Origin of the sequence: Hydrogenophaga sp. BPS33 (assembly GCF_009859475.1) — a bacterium.
Classification (GTDB): domain Bacteria; phylum Pseudomonadota; class Gammaproteobacteria; order Burkholderiales; family Burkholderiaceae_C; genus Hydrogenophaga.
The window spans coordinates 3,546,135-3,565,312 of sequence record NZ_CP044549.1 but is presented as its reverse complement, the minus strand read 5'-3'; the positions used below and the strand labels follow the sequence as shown (position 1 = coordinate 3,565,312).

General features: G+C 63.5%; 20 protein-coding genes and 1 tRNA gene. 15 read left to right on the top strand and 6 right to left on the bottom strand.

The window, feature by feature from the left end:
• Positions 1-21 precede the first annotated feature (21 nt).
• From F9K07_RS16545 to F9K07_RS16505, 9 genes are all read left to right on the top strand, one after another.
• On the top strand, positions 22-348 hold the full coding sequence (locus F9K07_RS16545) for an integration host factor subunit alpha (RefSeq protein ID WP_159594477.1): 327 nt from the start codon (positions 22-24) through the stop codon (positions 346-348).
• Between the two features lie 163 nt (positions 349-511).
• Positions 512-970, top strand: coding sequence for a MerR family transcriptional regulator (locus F9K07_RS16540; protein WP_159594476.1), 459 nt, complete (start codon positions 512-514; stop codon positions 968-970).
• A gap of 35 nt (positions 971-1,005) precedes the next feature.
• Positions 1,006-1,082 (top strand) — tRNA-Pro (locus F9K07_RS16535).
• A gap of 199 nt (positions 1,083-1,281) precedes the next feature.
• Entirely contained in the window at positions 1,282-1,875 is a 594-nt protein-coding gene (locus F9K07_RS16530; RefSeq protein WP_159594475.1) for a hypothetical protein, read from the top strand.
• Positions 1,872-2,165, top strand: a complete 294-nt coding sequence (locus F9K07_RS16525) for an HPr-rel-A system PqqD family peptide chaperone (protein WP_159594474.1) — start codon at positions 1,872-1,874, stop codon at positions 2,163-2,165. The genes F9K07_RS16530 and F9K07_RS16525 overlap by 4 nt, the downstream gene beginning before the upstream one ends.
• On the top strand, positions 2,162-3,082 hold the full coding sequence (locus tag F9K07_RS16520) for an HprK-related kinase A (RefSeq protein WP_159594473.1): 921 nt from the start codon (positions 2,162-2,164) through the stop codon (positions 3,080-3,082). The genes F9K07_RS16525 and F9K07_RS16520 overlap by 4 nt, the downstream gene beginning before the upstream one ends.
• Positions 3,079-4,185 carry a nucleotidyltransferase domain-containing protein gene (locus tag F9K07_RS16515; RefSeq protein WP_159594472.1) on the top strand — a complete coding sequence of 369 codons (1,107 nt, stop codon included), beginning with the start codon at positions 3,079-3,081 and terminating at the stop codon, positions 4,183-4,185. The genes F9K07_RS16520 and F9K07_RS16515 overlap by 4 nt, the downstream gene beginning before the upstream one ends.
• Positions 4,182-4,958, top strand: coding sequence for a S1C family serine protease (locus F9K07_RS16510; protein WP_159594471.1), 777 nt, complete (start codon positions 4,182-4,184; stop codon positions 4,956-4,958). The genes F9K07_RS16515 and F9K07_RS16510 overlap by 4 nt, the downstream gene beginning before the upstream one ends.
• Before the next feature lie 9 nt (positions 4,959-4,967).
• Positions 4,968-6,083: an NAD(P)/FAD-dependent oxidoreductase gene (locus F9K07_RS16505; RefSeq protein WP_159594470.1), complete on the top strand. Its 1,116-nt coding sequence runs from the start codon at positions 4,968-4,970 to the stop codon at positions 6,081-6,083.
• Here F9K07_RS16505 and F9K07_RS16500 read toward each other — a convergent pair whose 3' ends face one another.
• Positions 6,084-7,172 (bottom strand): quinone-dependent dihydroorotate dehydrogenase, encoded by a 1,089-nt coding sequence (locus tag F9K07_RS16500; RefSeq protein ID WP_159594469.1) that lies wholly within the window; start codon positions 7,170-7,172, stop codon positions 6,084-6,086. It lies immediately after the preceding gene.
• Positions 7,173-7,210: 38 nt separating this feature from the next.
• Here F9K07_RS16500 and rpiA point away from each other — a divergent pair, with 38 nt between their 5' ends.
• Positions 7,211-7,882, top strand: coding sequence for a ribose-5-phosphate isomerase RpiA (rpiA, locus tag F9K07_RS16495; RefSeq protein WP_159594468.1), 672 nt, complete (start codon positions 7,211-7,213; stop codon positions 7,880-7,882).
• Positions 7,883-7,896: 14 nt separating this feature from the next.
• Here the strand turns inward: rpiA and F9K07_RS16490 are convergent, their stop codons facing one another.
• The 3 genes from F9K07_RS16490 to F9K07_RS16480 all read right to left on the bottom strand — a co-directional run bounded on the left by F9K07_RS16490 (position 7,897) and on the right by F9K07_RS16480 (position 11,208).
• Positions 7,897-8,553 (bottom strand): glutaredoxin family protein, encoded by a 657-nt coding sequence (locus tag F9K07_RS16490; RefSeq protein ID WP_159594467.1) that lies wholly within the window; start codon positions 8,551-8,553, stop codon positions 7,897-7,899.
• 31 nt (positions 8,554-8,584) lie between these two features.
• Positions 8,585-10,666: a M3 family metallopeptidase gene (locus tag F9K07_RS16485; RefSeq protein ID WP_159594466.1), complete on the bottom strand. Its 2,082-nt coding sequence runs from the start codon at positions 10,664-10,666 to the stop codon at positions 8,585-8,587.
• Positions 10,667-10,731: 65 nt separating this feature from the next.
• Positions 10,732-11,208 carry a YhbY family RNA-binding protein gene (locus F9K07_RS16480; RefSeq protein WP_159594465.1) on the bottom strand — a complete coding sequence of 159 codons (477 nt, stop codon included), beginning with the start codon at positions 11,206-11,208 and terminating at the stop codon, positions 10,732-10,734.
• A gap of 44 nt (positions 11,209-11,252) precedes the next feature.
• Here F9K07_RS16480 and F9K07_RS16475 point away from each other — a divergent pair, with 44 nt between their 5' ends.
• The 4 genes from F9K07_RS16475 (at position 11,253) to glmM (ending at position 16,283) form a co-directional block, all read left to right on the top strand.
• The gene (locus F9K07_RS16475) at positions 11,253-11,930 is read left to right on the top strand and encodes an RlmE family RNA methyltransferase (protein ID WP_159594464.1); all 678 of its coding nucleotides are present in this window, start codon (positions 11,253-11,255) and stop codon (positions 11,928-11,930) included.
• Positions 11,931-12,053: 123 nt separating this feature from the next.
• Positions 12,054-13,970, top strand: a complete 1,917-nt coding sequence (ftsH, locus tag F9K07_RS16470; RefSeq protein WP_159594463.1) for an ATP-dependent zinc metalloprotease FtsH — start codon at positions 12,054-12,056, stop codon at positions 13,968-13,970.
• A gap of 82 nt (positions 13,971-14,052) precedes the next feature.
• On the top strand, positions 14,053-14,895 hold the full coding sequence (folP, locus tag F9K07_RS16465; RefSeq protein ID WP_159594462.1) for a dihydropteroate synthase: 843 nt from the start codon (positions 14,053-14,055) through the stop codon (positions 14,893-14,895).
• Positions 14,896-14,939: 44 nt separating this feature from the next.
• Positions 14,940-16,283 (top strand): phosphoglucosamine mutase, encoded by a 1,344-nt coding sequence (gene glmM, locus F9K07_RS16460; protein WP_159594461.1) that lies wholly within the window; start codon positions 14,940-14,942, stop codon positions 16,281-16,283.
• Between the two features lie 48 nt (positions 16,284-16,331).
• Here glmM and F9K07_RS16455 read toward each other — a convergent pair whose 3' ends face one another.
• Complete coding sequence (locus tag F9K07_RS16455) at positions 16,332-17,534, bottom strand: exo-beta-N-acetylmuramidase NamZ family protein (protein ID WP_159594460.1); 1,203 nt, start codon at positions 17,532-17,534, stop codon at positions 16,332-16,334.
• Between the two features lie 5 nt (positions 17,535-17,539).
• The gene (locus F9K07_RS16450; protein WP_159594459.1) at positions 17,540-18,115 is read right to left on the bottom strand and encodes a DOMON-like domain-containing protein; all 576 of its coding nucleotides are present in this window, start codon (positions 18,113-18,115) and stop codon (positions 17,540-17,542) included.
• A gap of 160 nt (positions 18,116-18,275) precedes the next feature.
• On the opposite strand from F9K07_RS16450, the gene F9K07_RS16445 reads away from it, so the two are divergent.
• Complete coding sequence (locus F9K07_RS16445; RefSeq protein WP_159594458.1) at positions 18,276-19,139, top strand: GNAT family N-acetyltransferase; 864 nt, start codon at positions 18,276-18,278, stop codon at positions 19,137-19,139.
• Positions 19,140-19,178 lie beyond the last annotated feature (39 nt).

Below are 19,178 nucleotides of genomic sequence, written 5' to 3'. Positions count from 1 at the left end.
CGAACAAGGAGGAGATCTTGAATGGAACTTGCTGTCGAAAGTTTGGAAACGCCCGCCTTGACAAAGGCGCAACTCGCCGAATTGTTGTTCGACCAGATCGGTTTGAACAAGCGCGAGTCCAAAGACATGATCGACGCTTTTTTTGACCTGATCACGGATAGCCTGGTCGAGGGCACCGACGTGAAGATCTCTGGGTTCGGCAATTTTCAGATCCGTACCAAGGCTCCTCGCCCCGGCCGGAATCCGCGGACCGGAGAGCCGGTGGCCATCGAGGCGCGTCGAGTTGTCACATTTCATGCCAGTCCCAAGCTAAAGGAGCAGGTCCAGACGGCTGTGATTGGCAGTTGATCTCCCGCCGCTGACGCGGGATCAACCCCATAGACGCATCCACGAGGGTGCGTTTTTTTTGAGTGTGAGTTGCAACATTTCTCCCGGAAAGGCGCGATCCGCCGCGCATGGCAACGTCAGTTAGAGTAGATTTCAAGGTTCGGCTCATACTGCCTTGATTTTCATGGAAAAAAATCTCCCAACCATTCCTGCTAAACGCTACTTCACGATTGGTGAAGTCGGGGAGTTGTGCGGTGTTAAACCGCATGTCCTGAGGTATTGGGAGCAAGAGTTCACGCAGCTTCGACCCATGAAACGGCGAGGCAATCGGAGGTATTACCAGCATCATGAGGTGCTGATGATTCGCCGGATTCGGGAACTGCTGTACGACCAGGGCTTCACCATCAGTGGCGCTCGCAACAAGCTCCAAGAGCTTGTGCAAGCAGAGCGGGAGAAGCGACGCGGGGACGAAGACGAGGCCATTGATGTGATGGAGCTTGGCGCTTCTGCTTCTGAGGGCATGCAAGAGGACCCCTTGTCGAACAGCAGCGAAATGTCGGCGCATGGTGCTTCCGGCGCCTTGCTGCGAGACGTGCGCCGTGAGTTGCTTGAAATTCGAGAGCTTCTCGCACGCGCAGCCTGAAACCCCTGTTTTGAACGCTATAATTTGAGGCTTGTCGGCGTGTAGCGCAGCCTGGTAGCGCACTTGCATGGGGTGCAAGGGGTCGCGAGTTCGAATCCCGCCACGCCGACCATTTCTTGCCCCAAAAAGCCCGGGATCGAAAGATCCCGGGCTTTTTCTTTGTTTTTTTAAGGACATGAGCGACGTCAAGACGTACTGTGGCGGTAATTTGCCCGGTTTTTCGGTTCTTGATTGCTTACTTTTTGTTGCGATGCATCTATACTGACCGTCATTGATCGCGCCGGATCCAGTTCCGTTGTTTAGAGGTACTCATGATGACCGACTCATCGCACTCCACGCCTTCCTCGTCCTCTGGTCTCTCTCGCCGCCGGTTGGTGCGCGCAGGGTTGTCTGCTGCGCCGGTTGTTGCTGCGCTGAAGAGCAATAGCGTTCTTGCAGGGGATCACACCTGTATCCGTCCATCGTCGTTTTCGTCGTTGGCCGCTGCGAATTGGAAAGTCAGTCAAGGCCGTGCCCTCAAGACCGACTACGAGTGCAAGTCCCACGGTTACTGGAAGAACAATAGCGGGCGCTTGCCAACGAATTTCAAGGAAACCACCAAGTTTTTGTCGGACGCCACAGGCTTCAAACAAGACCCCGGCAATGCCTATCGTGACTTGACGATCCAGCAGGTGCTTGAACAGGGCGGCAATCGCAACAATGCGGCGTTGGCCCGCCACGTTGCTGCCGCGTTCCTCAGTGCTCGGGCCTGCAACGACGACCCCACTCAAGTCCTGTTGACGAGGGCGCAGTGCAAGGCCATTTGGGAAGGGCAGGGCCGGTGGTCTCCTTTCGCGGGTGCAACCTGGTCTCTCGATCAAACGATGCAGTACTTTGAAGCGGTTTTCGGTCGAGCTTTTCTGTGAGTTTTGAGCAGGCTCTGGGCAACTACCATTGCCCAAGAGTCGATCAATTTGCCGTTCAGAGTTGGCCAGATGGCGTGGTCGTCTATGACGATGCCAACGGTAGCTTGCATGCGCTAACCCCAATCGCCGGCGAGGCGTTTGCTCTGCTTCAAGCTCAACGTGCTTCCAATGCTCAAAGCCTGGCACATGCCTTGGGCCTCGATGAGCCAGAGGCGGAAGATCTGAGCATGTTGCAATCTTTGCTTTTGCAATTCGAGTCGATGGGTTTGATCGCGTGCACTCAGGGGTGAAGTCCACGCGGACGCTTTCAGAAGTTTCTTCTGCGGAACTGGCGCAGCGCCTCCGCTCTGACGGCGTGACGCTGCGCATACCGCCTTTCGTCATGCACATTCGCAGTCCCATCCCGGTGGTTGCGCAGGGCTTGCATGCGCTGTATGCCGAACACGAACTCTTGCAGGGTGAAGAGGTTTTTGCGGACTTCCATGTATCGGTAAAGCCAAGACGGCGGCTGTTCAAGTCGGTCTGCATATTCGAGATGGACGGGTTTCAACCCTTCACGCCCCTGGCTTATGGCGAGGCGTACGCGTTCCTGGAATGGGGCATGAACTGGTGCGTGACCAGCTATTGCCACACATGGATCACGCTGCACTCTGCTGTCCTCGAACGTGGCGGGCGGGTGTTGGTCTTGCCGGCGCCGCCCGGCTCAGGGAAAAGCACGTTGTGCGCAGCGCTCATGCTGAATGGCTGGCGTCTCTTGTCGGACGAGATGGCATTGCTCGATCCCGTTTCGGGACTGGTCACGCCCTCCCCACGTCCCGTGAGCCTGAAAAACGAGTCCATCGAAGTCATTCGAGGCCGCGCACCTGGTGCGAGTTTCGGTCCTGTCGCTCACGACACGATGAAGGGATCGGTGGCTCATATGCGCATCTCTGCGCAGAGTTTGACCCGAGCAGGCGAGTTGGCCAAGCCTGCCTGGGTGATCTTTCCTCGGTTTAAGAAAATGGCAGCGCTGTCAGTGCAAGACCGGCCCAAGGCCCATGCGCTGGTCGAACTTGCATCCAACAGCTTCAATCACCATGTGCACGGGCGTGCTGGTTTCCAGGCCTTGGCGAGGTTGGTGGACGAATGTGGCTGCTATGACCTCGAGTATGGGAATCTCGATGAGGCCCTGGCATGGTTTTCAGCGCTTGCCGACATGCCCGCATGACGTTGCCCAAGATTGAAATGCTTGTCGCGGCTTTGAAGCAGCCAGCCAGTCTGGGGGCTTTGGATCCGAACGAGTGGGATTTGCTCGTCCGCCAAGCGCGTCAGGCGGATTTGCTGGCTCGCATTGGTCGTTTGGCGCAGGACGAAGGCCATTGGGACGCGTTGCCGCTTGCGCCGCGCCGTCATCTCGCATCGGCCATGAATTTGGCTGCACGACAGCAGACCGAGCTGCGCTACGAGGTGCTGGAGATCGCGCAGGTCTTGGAGAGCATCGGCGTACCGGTGGTGCTGCTCAAGGGTGCGGCGTACGCCATGGCGGGGCTGGATGCCTCGCGTGGGCGCATGGTGTCGGATGTCGACATCCTGGTGCCGCGCGAGCGCTTGCCCGAGGTGGAATCCGCGCTGATGGTGGGTGGCTGGGTGTCGACGAACCGCGACGCCTACGATCAGCGCTATTACCGCACCTCGATGCACGAGTTGCCGCCGCTCAAGCACATGAAGCGGGGAACGGTGCTGGACGTGCACCACGCCATCATGCCGCTGACAGCCCGGCTCAAGCCCGATGCCAACCTGCTCCTGCGCAGCGCTCGTGCGCCTGGCAATGACGCTCGAATTCTCGTGTTGGCGCCCGTCGACATGGTGTTGCACAGTGCTGCGCACCTCTTTCACGAAGGCGATCTGGAGTTGGGCCTTCGAGGCTTGGTGGATCTGGATGCTCTTTTACGTGAGTTTGCGGCGGCCCCGGACTTCTGGCGCGAACTGATTGGCCGTGCACGTGCCCTGCAGCTGGATTGGCCCCTGCATCAAGCGTTGCGATACACCGGCATGTTGCTGGGGACCGAGACTCCTTCGCACGTGACGCAGGCATTGTTGACCAGCCCAGGTGTGCAAATCGCACCATGGCGTCAGCGCGCCTTGGATGCCTTGTTCTTGCGCGCCTTGCGTCCCGCGCATGCGTCGGCAGCGGATCGATGGACATCGACGGCGCGATTTCTGTTGTACCTGCGCGGGCATTGGTTGCGCATGCCTCCTGCAAAGTTGACCTGGCATTTGATGCGCAAGCTTGTCAAGTCGGCGTACTCCACGCCCGCGGAGGCGAAATGACCTCACGTTGGTTGTTTCGTGTTCTCGGCCTGTGGGTAATCGCGCTGACGTGGAGTCTGTCCGCCTGGGCAGGGTTGCCCGACACGGTGTTGCGTGTGAAACCCTCGGTGGTCCTCGTCGGAACATTCAAATCCACGGACAACCCACGATTTCAACTGCGCGGCGCGGGCTTTCTAGTGGCCGGTGGTGATTTGGTGGTGACCAACGCCCATGTGCTGCCGAGCAGCGGTGCGGGTTTATCGGAGATGGCGTCGTTGGTGGTGCATGTTCGAGGTGGGGCGGGTGATTGGCAAATGCGGTCGGCCTCGGTTCTGGAGGTGGATGCGGCGCGAGACCTGGCGCTTATGCGCATTGATGGACAGCCCGGCCCGTCTTTGAAGATTGGAGACTCCAGGCGGGTGAAGGAAGGCGACTCCCTCGCGTTCATGGGCTTTCCCATCGGTGGGGTGTTGGGCTTTTCGCATGTGACGCATCGCGCGACGGTATCGAGCATCACGTCGGCAGCCTTGCCGAGCCCTTCTGCGGAGCGTTTGAAGGAACAGGCAATCCGCAGTTTGCGCAGCGGTACCTTCGACATTTTTCAACTTGATGCCACGGCATATCCGGGCAACAGCGGAGGGCCCTTGTTTGATCCGGATACCGGCGATGTGGTCGGTGTGATGAACATGGTGCTGATCAAGGGCACGCGCGAGTCGGCATTGAGTCAACCCTCTGGCATTTCTTACGCCGTTCCCAGCCGCTATGTGCAGGAGTTGGTGGACCGCCACCGTTGAGGAGCGTTCATGGGTGACATCGAACGGGTCGATGCGGTTGTGGTGGGTGCGGGCGTCGTCGGGCTTGCGGTGGCCCGTGCTCTGGCGCTGGCGGGGCGCGAGGTCATGGTGTTGGAGCGCGAAGGCGACATTGGCACGGAGACCAGTTCGCGCAACAGCGAGGTGATTCATGCGGGCATCTACTACCCCACAGGTTCATTGAAGGCCCAGCTTTGCGTGGAAGGCAAGCAGGCGCTTTACGCGTATTGCGCTGATCGCGGCGTGGCCCACAAGCGGTGCGGCAAGCTCATCGTGGCCAACTCCCCATCGCAACTCGCCGCGTTGCCGTCGATTCTGGAGAAGGCGCGCGCCAATGGCGTGCACGATTTGCGCCTCCTGGATCGTGACCAAGCTTTGGAGCTCGAGCCGCATCTGGCCTGCCTGGGGGCGGTGTATTCGCCCTCTACAGGCATCGTGGACAGCCACGGTTTGATGTTGTCGCTGCAGGGCGAGCTGGAAAGCGCCGGTGGCATGGTGGTGTGCCATGCGGGCGTTGAGCAGTTGTTCGCAACAGACGTGGGCATGGATGTGCGCATGTTCGATGGCACCCGTTTGCGCGCCCGCACGGTGGTCAACGCGGCGGGCTTGGGCGCTTGCGATCTGGCGCGGCGTGCAGAGGGCCTGGATGCGCGGCATGTGCCGAAAGCCTGGTACGCCAAGGGAAACTACTTCACTCTGTCGGGGCGTGCGCCGTTTCAACATCTCATCTACCCTGCGCCGGAGCCCGACAAGCACTTGGCGGGACTGGGCGTTCACCTCACGCTCGACCTGGGTGGCCAAGCCAAGTTCGGGCCGGATGTGCAGTGGGTCGAGAGCCCTGACGAACTGGAGGTGGATCCCGCGCGGGGTGAGGCGTTCTATGCGGAGGTGCGACGTTACTGGCCCGATTTGCCCGACGGCGCCTTGCAGCCGGGCTACGCGGGCATGCGACCCAAGATCCATGGCCCGCATGAGCCTGCGGCCGACTTCGTGATCCAGGGGCCTGCCTCGCATGGTGTGCCGGGTCTGGTCAACCTGTTGGGCATCGAGTCGCCGGGCCTCACCAGTTGCATGGCCATCGCGCAGAGGGTGGCTGCGCTGGGTTGATCAGGCTTTTTTGCCGGATGCCTGAATGGCGCGCGCCGATGCGTGGACCAGTGACGGTCCTTGGTAGATCAGGCCGGTGTAGATCTGGACCAGGTTTGCGCCCGAGCGGATCTTGCTGACCGCGTCGTCCGCGCTCATCACGCCTCCTACGCCGATGATGGGGAAGCTCTCGCCCAAGTCGCTGCGCAGTTTGCTGATCACACGGTTGCTGGCTTCCAGCACCGGCGCTCCGGACACCCCGCCGGCTTCCTGGGCGTGTGGCAGGCCTTCAATGGCGTCGCGGTTGAGCGTGGTGTTGGTGGCGATCACACCCAGCGCGCCATTGGCAACACCGTTGCTGTCCGCGCCATACCGTTTGAGCGTGGTCGCGATGATGCCGATCTGTGCATCGTCCAGGTCGGGCGCGATCTTCACGAACACCGGGATGCGTCGGCCAAAGCGTTGCGCGAGTTGCTCACGTCGCTCGGCGACGGCACTCACCAGCGCGTCCAGGGCCTCGTCGCTTTGCAGGCTGCGCAGGTTCTTCGTGTTGGGGCTGGAGATGTTGACCGTGACGTAGTCGGCGTGGGGGTAGACGCCATCGAGGCAGGTCAGGTAGTCCTCGGTTGCGCGTTCGATCGGGGTGGCGGCGTTCTTGCCGATGTTCAGCCCCAGCAGCATCGGGCTCCCACCTGCTAGCTTGCGAAACCGCGCCTGCTTCACGTTGTCGACAAAGGCGTCGAGACCTTCGTTGTTGAATCCCAGCCGGTTGATGAGCGCATGGGCCTTGGGAAGGCGGAACAGGCGCGGCTTGGGGTTGCCCGGCTGGGCCTTCGGGGTGACCGTGCCCACTTCCACGAAGCCGAAACCCATGGCCGCCAGGCCGTCGATGCAGCGAGCGTTCTTGTCCAGGCCTGCCGCCAGTCCGACGCGGTTGGGGAAGCGCAGTCCAGCCAGTGTGTACGGGTCCTGTACGCGGGGTTCGCTGTAGAGGCAGGTCAGCGGCGAGTGCTGTATCTTGGCAATGGACGCCAGGGTGAGCTCGTGGGCGGCTTCGGGATCCAGCCCGAAGAGGAATGGGCGGGCGAGGGAGTAGGGGAGAAGCGACATTGGATAATCCGGCGTGTTGTTCCAACCGATTGTCTCAAATGACCCAAGATGAACTCAAAGCCCTGGTGGGCCAGGCCGCCCTGCAATACGTGACCCCTGGTGACATCGTGGGCGTGGGGACGGGCTCGACCGTCAACAAATTCATCGACGCCCTGGCCAGCATGAAGGATCGGATTCCCGGCGCTGTGTCGAGTTCGGAGGCCTCGACCGCGCGCCTGAAGGCGCTGGGCATCCCCGTGTTCGAAGCCAATGCGGTGGGCGAACTCTCTGTTTATATCGACGGCGCGGACGAGATCGACGCGCAAGGGTATATGGTCAAGGGCGGTGGCGCCGCGCTCACGCGCGAAAAGATCGTGGCGGCGCAATCGCGCCGCTTCGTCTGCATTGCCGATGAGTCCAAGTTGGTCAAGGTGCTGGGCCGCTTTCCACTACCGGTCGAGGTGATTCCCATGGCAACGGCCCGCGTCGCACGCCAGTTCGCACAGATGGGGGGTACCGCGCAAGTGCGCTTGAAAGATGGCATACCGCTGGTGACCGACAACGGCCAGCACATTCTGGACGTCACCGGTTTGCAGATCGGCGATCCCTTGGCGTTTGAGAGCCAGGTCAATCAATGGCCTGGGGTGGTGACCATCGGGGTGTTCGCGCACCAGAAGGCCGATGTGTGCCTGTTGGGCACCGCCGATGGCGTGAAGACGCTGACCTTTTGAAGGACGCTCGTCGGTCAGAAGCGAATGCCCGCGGGATTCTGCTGCGACGGGGTCACGGGAGTTTCAGCTCTGGGTGGTGGGCTGTCAGACGCTGAAGAGGAGGGTGCGTTGGTGCTCCCCGGTCCCGTCACGGTCACCAGTGGCGTTGCTACAGGCCTGCGGTAGTTGGCCGGAAGTGCCGACTGCTTGGGATAGCCCGCGGCGTCGAGGAACTGGGTCCATTCGCTGTCGGAATAGCCTTTGATCTGCTGACCGCCAATGCTCAGGAAAGGCAGCGTGCCGTCACCGCTGACGCGCTTGAACGCCATGCTGTCTTGCGGCGTTTCCACCGTTTTTTCGGTATAGGGGATGCCTCTGGCGTTGAGCAGGTTGCGCCCGCTGTTACAGGGCGCGCACTCGCTGCTGGTATACAGGGTGACCGGGAAGCGGCTGCTGGTCTGGCGCAGTTCGAACGGGAGTTGAGCGCTTGTGGCGCCTGACGAGGCCGCGCCAGGTGCCGGGCTACCCGAAGTCCGTTGTGGCGTGCCGCCGGGCGGAGGTTGGTCGGAAAACGTGACCCGTCCATCCGGGCCGACGATGCGGTAGACACCTTGCGCCAACACCGGCAAGGCGAAAAGGCTGGCGACCACGGCCAGCGTCGACAGCCGGAGGGCGCAAGGTGTGGCATTCATGACAGTTCCTCTCTGCGGGCCACGGGACAGATCAAGCCATGCCCTGGTGGCGCAGCAGGGCATCAATGCTCGGTTCTCGACCACGGAAGGCTTTGAACGACTCCATGGCCGGACGGCCGCCGCCTGCCTCGAGGATCGCCTGTCGATAGCGACGCCCCGTGGCCACGTCCAACGTGCTGTGGCCGCTCTTCTGCGCCGCTTCTTCGAACGCAGCATACGCATCGGCCGACAGCACTTCCGCCCACTTGTAACTGTAGTAGCCGGCCGAATACCCGCCCGCAAAGATGTGACTAAAGGTATGGGGCGTGCGGCTGTACGGCGGTGGCTGCATCACGGCCACTTCGTCGCGCACCTGTTGCTGCAGCGCAAGGATGGCTTCGCCGCTGGAGACCGGCGTGGGCTGGCTGTGCAGGAGCATGTCGAACAGCGAGAACTCCACCTGGCGCAGGGTTTGCAGACCGCTCTGGTAGTTCTTGGCGGCGAGCATCTTGTCGAACAGTGGGCGCGGCAGGGGTTCGCCGGTATCCACGTGGGCCGTCATGTGTTTGAGCACGTCCCATTCCCAGCAGAAGTTCTCCATGAACTGGCTGGGCAGTTCGACCGCGTCCCACTCCACGCCGCTGATGCCGGAGACATCGCGCTCGTTCACTTTCGTGAGCATGTGGTGCAGGCCGTGGCCGAACTCGTGGAAGAGGGTGATCACGTCGTCGTGCGTGAGCAGGGCGGGTTTGCCATTCACGCCTTCGGCGAAGTTGCACACCAGGTGCGCCACGGGGGTTTGCAGCGTGCCGGTGTCGGGCCGCAGCCAGCGCGCGCGCACGTCGTCCATCCACGCGCCGCCTCGTTTGCCGGTGCGCGCCGCAGGGTCGAGGTAGAACTGACCCACCAGTTCCGTGCCTTTCGCGCCCGAGCGCTCAATGCGGTAGAACGCGACGCCGGGGTTCCAGACCGGGGCGCGGTCTTCGCGGATGGCCACTTCGAACAAGGTTTCAACGATCTGGAACAGACCGGCGAGCACCTTGGGCGCCGTGAAGTAGGGTTTGACTTCCTGTTCGCTGAAGGCGTAACGCGCCTCCTTGAGCTTTTCGCCGATGTAGGGCCAGTCCCAGGCCTGTGGATCGTTGAGGCCCAGTTCCGTGGACGCGAATGCTCGCAGGTCTGCCAGGTCTTTTTCGGCGTAGGGCCGGGCCTTGGCCGCCAGATCGCGCAGGAAGGCCACGACCTGCTCGGGCGATTCGGCCATCTTGGGCACCAGGGACACGTCGGCATAGTGGCGGTAGCCGAGCAGTTGGGCTTCTTCGTGGCGCAAGGCCAGCAGCTCGGCCATGATGGCGGTGTTGTCGAACTTCACCGCATCGCCACCGGCCTGGTCGCTGGCCCGCGTGGCGTACGCGCGGTAGAGCTTTTCGCGCAGGGGGCTGCTGTGGGCGAATTGCATCACCGGCAGGTAGCAGGGCATCTTCAGCGTGAGCTTGTGGCCAGTCTTGCCTTCGGCCTTGGCGGCTGCGGCGGTGGCTTGCAAGACATCGTCAGGCGCACCGGCCATGTCGTCCGCTGTGGCATAGAGCGCAAACGCGTCGGTGGCGTCGAGCGCGTTTTCGCTGAACTTCTGTCCCAGTTCCGCCTGCCGTTCCTGCAGCCAGGCGAAGCGCGCCTTGGCCTCGCCCTGCAGGGCCGCGCCGCCCAGCACGAAGCCTCGAATGGCGTTGTGGTGCGCCTGCGCCTGTTCAGGGTTGAGCGAACGCGGGTCCATGGCTTTGTACTTGTCGTACAGGCGCTCGTCGGCGCCCAGCCGGGTCCAGAACTCGGTGACCTTGGGCAGCGCTTCGTTGTAGGCGGCGCGCAGCTCAGGGGTGTCTGCCACGCTGTTGAGGTGGCTCACGGCGCCCCAGGCGCGTGAGAGGCGCTCGGTGGACACGTCCAGGGTGCGCGAGATGCGGGACCAATCGTTCGGAAAATCCACCGCCGTCACTTCCTCCAGCGCGCGGTTGGCGGCGTCAAGCAGCTCGTCCATCGCCGTTGCGACCGAAGCCGGGGTGATGGCGTTGAACAACGGCAGATCGCCGAAGTCGAGCAAGGGGTTGAGGACGGATGGTGTGGAGCGGTCGTTCATGCGTTCTCAGATGTGGTGCAGTGGGGGAAGTTCAAGGCGAGCGGGCTGCACGCCCACGGGCGCGCCTATTGGGATTGGGCGCTTTTCTTCACGCTTTTCTTCAGCACCTTGGCGCGTTTGACCTGTCCGCCAGGTGTGAGGCGCTGGTTGCCCAGCACGCGCACCATCTTGACCTCGGGGCGCTGGCCGCCGCGTTTGCTGAACTTGAGCACTTTCACGTCGCGCGGGCCGGGTTTGCGGTCTTCGTTGACCACTTTTTCCTTTTCCGGCATGGGCCGCCACAGGACGAGCAGCTTGCCGATGTGCTGGATCGGTGCCGCGTCCAGTTCATTGGCAAGGGTTTGCAACATGGTGTCGCGCGCGGCTCGGTCGTCGTTGAGCACCCGGATCTTGATCAGACCATGGGCTTTGAGGGCCGCGTCGGTTTCTTTCTTGACCGCTGCGCTCAGGCCGTCGCCACCAATATGGACGACAGGATCGAGGTGGTGCGCCTCGGCTCGGTGGACTTTGCGCTGGGCGGGGGTAAGTGTGATCTGGGGCATGGGACAATTATCGTTTACACAGACCCCAGGCGACCCTTATGGGCATGAAAGTCAAGACCCAGAGCAAGAAGGTCAACAAGGCCTGGCTCAACCAGCACGTCAACGATCCCTACGTGCGTCTGGCGCAAAAGGACGGTTACCGCGCGCGTGCGGCCTACAAGCTCAAGGAAATCGACGAGTTGCTGGGCCTCGTGCGGCCCGGCCAGTGCGTGGTGGACCTGGGCTCCACGCCGGGTGCATGGAGCCAATACCTGCGCCGGCGCCTCAGCCCGCAAGGTGCCGCCGTGGGCGAGCTGCACGGCACGATCGTGGCCCTGGACATGCTGCCCATGGAGCCGGTCGAAGGTGTTCATTTCATCCAGGGCGATTTCCGCGAGGCTGCCGTGCTGGCGGAGCTGGAGCAGTGTTTGCTCGACCGCGATGTGCAACAGGTCGACGTCGTGGTGTCGGACATGGCGCCCAACCTGTCTGGCATCGGCATGACCGATGCCGCGCGCATCACCGACCTCGTGGAGCTGGCGGTGGATTTCGCCGTTCATCACCTCAAGCCTGAGGGCGTGCTGGTGGTCAAACTGTTTCACGGGGCCGCCTACGATCCGCTCGTGGCGCTGTTCAGAAAGACCTTTCTCACTGTCAAAACGATCAAGCCCAAGGCCTCACGGGACAAATCGTCGGAAACCTTCCTGGTTGGCATGGGTCTGAAAAAGCGTGAAAAACCTTGAATACCCGCCTCTTTCCCGTGGTCATGCCACTGTCACGTGCGGCAGACCAGGCGCTTGAAAGTCCTAGAATGGGCAGCATATGAGTATGTCAGTCGATATTTCCATCGCTTCCAGGAGCTGCACTTGAACAACCAATGGTTCTCGAAAATCGCCGTGTGGATGGTGATCGCCATGGTGCTTTTCACCGTCTTCAAGCAGTTCGACACGCGCTCTGCTGCAGGCTCGGGGTACATGGGGTACTCCGAATTCCTGGATGAGGTCAAGGCCCAGCGCATCAAGAGCGCCACGATCCAGGAAGGCCAGGGCGGCACCGAAATCGTGGCCGTCACCCAGGACGATCGGCGCGTGCGCACCACGGCCACCTATCTGGACCGCGGTCTGGTCGGCGACCTGATCAACAACAACGTGAAGTTCGACGTGCGCCCGCGCGAAGAAAGCTCGGTGCTCATGACGCTGCTGGTCAGCTGGGGCCCGATGCTGCTGTTGATCGGCGTCTGGATCTACTTCATGCGACAGATGCAGGGCGGTGGCAAGGGCGGCGCGTTCAGCTTCGGCAAGAGCAAGGCCCGCATGCTCGATGAGAACAACAACACCATTACCTTCGCCGACGTCGCGGGTTGTGACGAGGCCAAGGAAGAAGTGAAGGAGGTCGTGGATTTCCTGAAGGACCCGGCCAAATTCCAGAAACTCGGCGGGCGCATTCCGCGTGGCCTGCTGTTGGTGGGCCCTCCTGGCACCGGTAAAACGCTGCTGGCCAAGGGCATCGCGGGCGAAGCCAAGGTGCCGTTCTTCAGCATCTCGGGTTCTGACTTCGTTGAAATGTTCGTCGGCGTGGGCGCGGCCCGTGTGCGCGACATGTTCGAGAACGCGAAGAAGAACGCGCCCTGCATCATCTTCATCGATGAAATCGACGCCGTGGGACGCCAGCGTGGCGCCGGCCTGGGCGGCGGCAACGACGAGCGCGAGCAGACGTTGAACCAGATGCTGGTCGAGATGGACGGGTTCGAGACGAACCTGGGTGTGATCGTGGTCGCGGCCACCAACCGCCCGGACATTCTGGACGCTGCCTTGCTGCGCCCCGGCCGTTTCGACCGCCAAGTCTACGTGACCTTGCCCGACATCCGTGGCCGCGAGCAGATCCTGAACGTGCACATGCGCAAGGTGCCGCTCGGCACCGACGTGAATGCCAGTGTGATCGCACGCGGCACGCCAGGCATGAGTGGTGCCGATCTGGCCAACCTCTGCAACGAAGCCGCCCTGATGGCCGCGCGCCGCAACGCCCGCGTGGTGGAAATGCAGGACTTCGAGAAGGCCAAGGACAAGATCTTCATGGGCCCCGAGCGCAAGAGCATGGTGATGCCCGAGGAAGAGCGCCGCAACACCGCGTACCACGAGTCGGGCCACGCGCTGATTGGCAAGCTGCTGCCCAAGTGCGACCCGGTGCACAAGGTCACCATCATCCCGCGTGGCCGGGCGCTGGGCGTGACCATGAGTCTGCCTTCGCAGGACCGCTACAGCTACGACAAGGACTACATGCTGAACCAGATCAGCATGCTGTTCGGTGGCCGCATCGCCGAAGAGGTGTTCATGAACCAGATGACCACCGGCGCCAGCAACGACTTCGAGCGTGCGACGCAGATCGCCCGCGACATGGTCATGCGTTATGGCATGAGCGACGCGCTGGGGCCGATGGTCTATGCGGAAAACGAAGGCGAGGTGTTCCTGGGCCGCTCGGTGACCAAGACCACCAACATGAGCGAATCCACCATGCAGAAGGTGGACGCCGAGGTGCGCCGCATCATCGACGCCCAATACAAGCTGGCGCGCGACCTGATTGAGCAGCACAGCGACAAGATGCACGCCATGGCAACCGCGCTGCTCGAATGGGAAACCATCGATGCCGACCAGATCGACGACATCATGGCCGGCAAGCCGCCGCGCCCCCCGAAAGACTGGACGCCGCGCAACCCGCCGGTGGGTGGTGGCGGTGACGGCGGCACGCCTGCGGTGTCGACGGATCCTTCGCCCTCGGCAGCCTGAGCGCGGCCGACCCGGTCATTTCGTATCCACACACGGGGCTTCGGCCCCGTTGTCGTTTCTACTTCCATCGCCTTCGCCATCCATGCATTGGTTGACCTCCCGTTTCGACATCGACCTCTCCAGCCCGCGCGTGATGGGCATCGTCAACGTGACGCCCGATTCCTTTTCCGATGGCGGGCGATTCGCCAGCACATCGGCGGCGCTGGCGCATTGCGAAGTCTTGCTGAAGGAAGGGGCGGACATCCTCGACATTGGCGGCGAATCCACACGGCCAGGCAGCCCGGCCGTGTCTCTGGAGGACGAACTGGCGCGGGTGCTGCCTGTGTTGCGTGAAGCCGCCCGCCTGGGTGTGCCAGTGTCGATCGACACCTACAAGCCCGAGGTGATGCGCGCCGCGCTCGACGCCGGAGTGGACATCATCAACGACATCTGGGCGCTGCGCCAAGGCGATGCCCTGGACGTGGTCGCCGCCCATGCGCGGTGCGGCATCTGCCTGATGCACATGCACCGCGATCCGCAGACCATGCAGGTGGCGCCCATGGAGGGAGACGTGCTGCCCGGTGTCAGCGCGTTTCTGCGCGAACGCGCCGAGGCGCTGGCCGCGCGAGGCGTGGCGCGCGGTCGCATCGTGCTCGACCCGGGTGTGGGCTTTGGCAAGACGGTAGCGCAGAACCTGAGCTTGCTCGCGCGCCAGTCCGAGCTGTTGCCACTGGGGTTGCCGGTGTTGGCGGGCTGGTCGCGCAAGTCGACGCTGGGTGCGGTCACCGGCCACGAGCGGCCAGCCGATCGCGCGGCCGCCAGTGTGGCGGCGGCCCTGCTCGCCGTGGACCGGGGCGCGCGCGTGGTGCGTGTACACGATGTGCGTGACACAGTCGACGCGCTCAAGCTCTGGCAGGCCATGCAGAACGAGGCTGCCCCGCGATAATTCCCAGACCCAACAAACACGACAAGAAAGAGGACAACCACACCATGGCCCGCAAATACTTTGGCACCGATGGCATCCGAGGCACCGTGGGGCAGGCGCCGATCACGCCCGATTTCGTGCTGCGCCTGGCGCATGCCGTGGGGCGGGTGCTGCGGCGTACCGAGGCGCACCCGACCGTGTTGATCGGCAAGGACACGCGCATCTCCGGGTACATGCTCGAGTCCGCGCTCGAATCGGGCTTCAACTCTGCCGGGGTGGATGTGGTGCTGCTCGGCCCGGTGCCGACGCCCGCCGTGGCCTACCTCACGCGCGCGCAGCGCGCCAGTCTGGGGGTGGTGATCTCCGCCAGCCACAACCCGTTCGCCGACAACGGCATCAAGTTCTTCAGCGCTTTGGGCACCAAGTTGCCCGACGATTGGGAGCTTGCAGTCGAGGCCGCGCTGGAAGAGGCGCCGGTGTGGGTGGCGTCGGCCGAACTGGGCAAATCGCGCAGGCTGGACGATGCCGCCGGCCGCTACATCGAATTCTGCAAGAGCACCTGCTCGCACCATCTGACCCTCAAGGGCCTGAAGATCGTGGTGGACGGCGCGAACGGTGCGGCGTACCAGATCGCGCCGGCGGTGTTCCACGAGTTGGGGGCCGAAGTCATCAAGGTGGGTTGCTCGCCCGATGGATTGAACATCAACAAGGACGTGGGCGCGACCCATCCGCAGGCCCTGTTGGACGCCGTGAAGGCGCATGGTGCGCACTTCGGCATCGCGCTGGACGGCGACGCCGACCGCTTGCAGATGGTCGATGCACAGGGCCGCCTGTTCAACGGCGACGAATTGTTGTATCTGATCGCTTCCGAACGCCTGGACCGTGGCGAGAGCGTGCCGGGCGTGGTGGGTACGCTGATGACGAACATGGCGGTGGAGGTCGCGCTCAAGGCGCGCGGAGTGAAGTTCGTGCGCGCCAAGGTGGGCGACCGCTACGTGCTCGAAGAGCTGGAGCGCCAGGGCTGGTTGCTGGGGGGCGAGGGCTCGGGCCACTTGCTCGTGCTCGACCGGCACAGCACGGGCGATGGCTTAGTGTCGGCCTTGCAGGTGCTGCATGCGTGTGTGGACACGGGCAAGACCATCGCCGAGTTGCTGATCGATGTCACGCTGTTTCCGCAGACGCTGATCAACGTGCGACTGCAGCCCGGCCAGGACTGGAAGAGCAACACCGTCCTTGCCGAGGAGACGCGCGCGGTGGAAGCCGAGTTGGGCGACTCAGGGCGCGTGTTGATCCGGGCCAGCGGCACGGAGCCGTTGTTGCGCGTGATGGTGGAAGCGCGTGATGCGCAGCAAGCCCAGGCGTGCGCCGAGCGGCTGGTGGCGGCGGTGCAGGCGCAGGTGCCGGCCTAGGCGCTGTTTTCAACACCTTCGCACTTGGAAAAATAGTGTGAACAGGCCCTAGTACAGCAGATAGGGCTTGCGCGCTTCCAGCCAGGCCGCTTCATCCGCGCTGGCGGCTTGTTCGAGCACCTCGGGCGCAGCCGACACGTCATCCACCCATTCCCGCAGCAAGGGTCCGCCGTTGATGAGGTCGATGGCCAGTCGGTCGTGCTCGTATTCGTAGGGGAAGTCGCGCCACAACGGGTAGTCGGGGGATTGCAGCCGCAGCGCTCGAAATGCCAGCGCTTGCAGGCGCCAGGGTTTGAAGGCGGCGTGGTCGTAGTGCGCAGGGTCTTCCACGTGGATTTGCACGCCCGCGCAGAGTTGGCCCACATGCTTGTGGAAGGTGGGCTCGAAGAAGCACTCGCGCAGCACGCAGCCCTGCAGCCACTGCGCCGCGATGCGGCGCATGTCGGCCATCAGACGGCGGATGTCGATGCCCGGCGCGCCAAACAACTCCAGTGGCCGCGTGGTGCCTCGGCCCTCGCTGAGCGTGGTGCCTTCGAGCATGACCGTGCCCGCGTAGGCGCGTGCCATCGACAGGTTGGCCGCGTTCGGGCTGGGGTTCACCCAGGTACGGCCTAGCGGCCAGCCGAAGCCGGGCGCGGTGTCGGGCTCCCAGGCGCTCATGGTGATGACGCGGTACTCCAGTTGAAGGCCGAGCGTGGCGATGAACCACTGGCCCAGTTCGCCCATGGTCATGCCATGGCGCATGGGCATGGGGCCCGCGCCGACGAAGCTCTCCCAGCCTTCGCGCAGCGTGAGACCTTCCACGGGGCGGCCCGCGGGATTGGGGCGGTCGAGCACCCACACGGCCTTGCCGTGCTTCGCCGCGGCTTCCAGCACGTATCGAAGGGTGGTGATGAAGGTATAGATGCGGCAGCCGAGGTCTTGCAGGTCGACCAGCAGCACGTCGAAGCTGGCCATCATGGCATCGGTCGGGCGGCGCACCGTGCCGTATAGGCTGAACACCGGGATGCCCAGGCGCGGGTCCTGGAAGTCGGGCGACTCGACCATGTTGTCCTGCTTGTCTCCGCGCAGGCCGTGCTGCGGGCCGAACGCGGCGCTGAGCTTCACGTCGGGCAGGGCGGCCAGCGCATCCAGCGAATGGGTCAGGTCGCGTGTGACCGATGCCGGGTGGGCCAGCAGGGCCACGCGGCGGCCTTCGAGGGGGGCGCGCAGAGCGGGGTCGTTCAGGAAACGTTCGATGCCGAATTGCATGGTGTTCAGATCAAGGGCGAGGCCAGTCGCAGGGTGCGGCCATCGGGATGGTGGAAATCGGGGCGTGCGCCCGGGTGGTGCAGCGCCCAGTAGCTCAGGCGGCCATCGCGCTCCTCGATGACGGCGCACAGGCCGATGTCCAGCACCGAGGCGCTGCGGGGCAAGGCGTTCAAGGGCAGGCGGGCGGTGAGGGTGAGCGCGCGTGGCGTGGCCTGGGCCGCCGGTGGCGGCATCGGCAGCACGGGTTCGCGCGCTTCGGCGGCCGTGTCGCGCTCACGCTCGGCGCTGAAGCGGTAGGCCGCCCATTGGCTCGAGGGCGAGAAATTGAATTCGCGGTAGGCGGCCTCACCCGTTGCGGCGACGAAGGCTTCGAAGCAGGTGTGCCGCCAAAGGCCATCGGTGGGCGTCGGGGCTGCGGGCGCGGGGATGCAAAGGGCCGCCGTGTGGCCGCTCAGCGTGTAGCGCAGCCGCAAGCCATCGCCCTGTGTGCGCAGTTCCACGGTCAGCGACAGGGGCGTACCGGGGGGCGTGGCGGGGTGGTGGCGCAACTGGGTGCGCAGAAGGTCGAGGCTGGCGTTCACAGCCCTGCATTCTGGCAGGCCGTCCCGGCCAGTGGTTTGTCACCAAAACTTCATGTGCTTGCCACGCGATGGACATGGCCGGTTCGCACACTGCTTTTTCATGACCACAGCTTCATCCGTCTCGGCGCCCAAGAGCGGCGCATTGCTTCAGGAGCATGCCATGAAAGAACTGCCTACCCCGACGCTGGACATCTCGCCCATCGCCTTGCCTCGGGGGTCGCTTCATCCCCGCCCGCTTTTCGCGCCCACGCCCGTGGTCGCCACGACCGCTGCAACCCCCCTCGCTGGGGGCATTGATGTTTCGTGGGCGCGGGATCTGGATGAGGTTCGTGAAGCGCAACGGTTGAGGTATGAGGTGTTCTCCAACGAAATGGGCGCCCGGTTGCCGCAGCAGGTACCCGGCCATGACGTGGACCTGTTCGACGATTTCTGCGAGCACCTGCTGGTGCGCGACGCCGCCAGCCGCGACGTGATCGGCACCTACCGCGTGCTCACGCCGGCCCAGGCCAAGCGCGTGGGCAGCACCTACAGCGATACCGAGTTCGACCTGACCCGCCTGCGCCAGGTGCGCGAACGCATGGTGGAGCTGGGCCGCAGCTGTGTGCACCGCGACCACCGCCACGGGGGCGTGATCATGGCGCTGTGGGGCGCTCTGGCCGAGTTCATGGTGCGCAACGGGCTGGACACGATGATCGGTTGCGCCAGCATCCCGATGCGGCACGAGGGGCCGAATGGCGTCGTGGGTGGCGGGCATGTGGCCGCCAGCATCTGGCGCCAGGTGAAGGAAATGCACCTCGCGCCGATCGACTGCCATGTGCGCCCGCGCCTGCCGCTGCCGGTGGAGCGGCTGGACGACACGCTCGACGTGGAGCCTCCCGCGCTCATCAAAGGCTACCTGCGCCTGGGTGCCAAGGTACTGGGCCCCCCGGCGTGGGATCCGGACTTCAACGCCGCCGACCTGCCCATGCTGATGCGCATCTCGGACTTGCCCGCGCGGTACCGCAAGCATTTCCTGGGAGCTTAGCCATGGATCTCCCCCGCCACGCTTCGCGTGACCCCCTTC

What these genes read in the sequence shown, in the direction of transcription:
- F9K07_RS16545 (WP_159594477.1), top strand. Translation starts at nt 22, where the DNA reads ATGGAACTTGCTGTCGAAAGTTTGGAAACGCCCGCCTTGACAAAGGCG.
- F9K07_RS16540 (WP_159594476.1), top strand. Translation starts at nt 512, where the DNA reads ATGGAAAAAAATCTCCCAACCATTCCTGCTAAACGCTACTTCACGATT.
- F9K07_RS16530 (WP_159594475.1), top strand. Translation starts at nt 1,282, where the DNA reads ATGATGACCGACTCATCGCACTCCACGCCTTCCTCGTCCTCTGGTCTC.
- F9K07_RS16515 (WP_159594472.1), top strand. Translation starts at nt 3,079, where the DNA reads ATGACGTTGCCCAAGATTGAAATGCTTGTCGCGGCTTTGAAGCAGCCA.
- F9K07_RS16510 (WP_159594471.1), top strand. Translation starts at nt 4,182, where the DNA reads ATGACCTCACGTTGGTTGTTTCGTGTTCTCGGCCTGTGGGTAATCGCG.
- F9K07_RS16505 (WP_159594470.1), top strand. Translation starts at nt 4,968, where the DNA reads ATGGGTGACATCGAACGGGTCGATGCGGTTGTGGTGGGTGCGGGCGTC.
- F9K07_RS16500 (WP_159594469.1), bottom strand. Translation starts at nt 7,172, where the DNA reads ATGTCGCTTCTCCCCTACTCCCTCGCCCGCCCATTCCTCTTCGGGCTG.
- rpiA (WP_159594468.1), top strand. Translation starts at nt 7,211, where the DNA reads ATGACCCAAGATGAACTCAAAGCCCTGGTGGGCCAGGCCGCCCTGCAA.
- F9K07_RS16490 (WP_159594467.1), bottom strand. Translation starts at nt 8,553, where the DNA reads ATGAATGCCACACCTTGCGCCCTCCGGCTGTCGACGCTGGCCGTGGTC.
- F9K07_RS16485 (WP_159594466.1), bottom strand. Translation starts at nt 10,666, where the DNA reads ATGAACGACCGCTCCACACCATCCGTCCTCAACCCCTTGCTCGACTTC.
- F9K07_RS16480 (WP_159594465.1), bottom strand. Translation starts at nt 11,208, where the DNA reads ATGCCCCAGATCACACTTACCCCCGCCCAGCGCAAAGTCCACCGAGCC.
- F9K07_RS16475 (WP_159594464.1), top strand. Translation starts at nt 11,253, where the DNA reads ATGAAAGTCAAGACCCAGAGCAAGAAGGTCAACAAGGCCTGGCTCAAC.
- folP (WP_159594462.1), top strand. Translation starts at nt 14,053, where the DNA reads ATGCATTGGTTGACCTCCCGTTTCGACATCGACCTCTCCAGCCCGCGC.
- glmM (WP_159594461.1), top strand. Translation starts at nt 14,940, where the DNA reads ATGGCCCGCAAATACTTTGGCACCGATGGCATCCGAGGCACCGTGGGG.
- F9K07_RS16455 (WP_159594460.1), bottom strand. Translation starts at nt 17,534, where the DNA reads ATGCAATTCGGCATCGAACGTTTCCTGAACGACCCCGCTCTGCGCGCC.
- F9K07_RS16445 (WP_159594458.1), top strand. Translation starts at nt 18,276, where the DNA reads ATGAAAGAACTGCCTACCCCGACGCTGGACATCTCGCCCATCGCCTTG.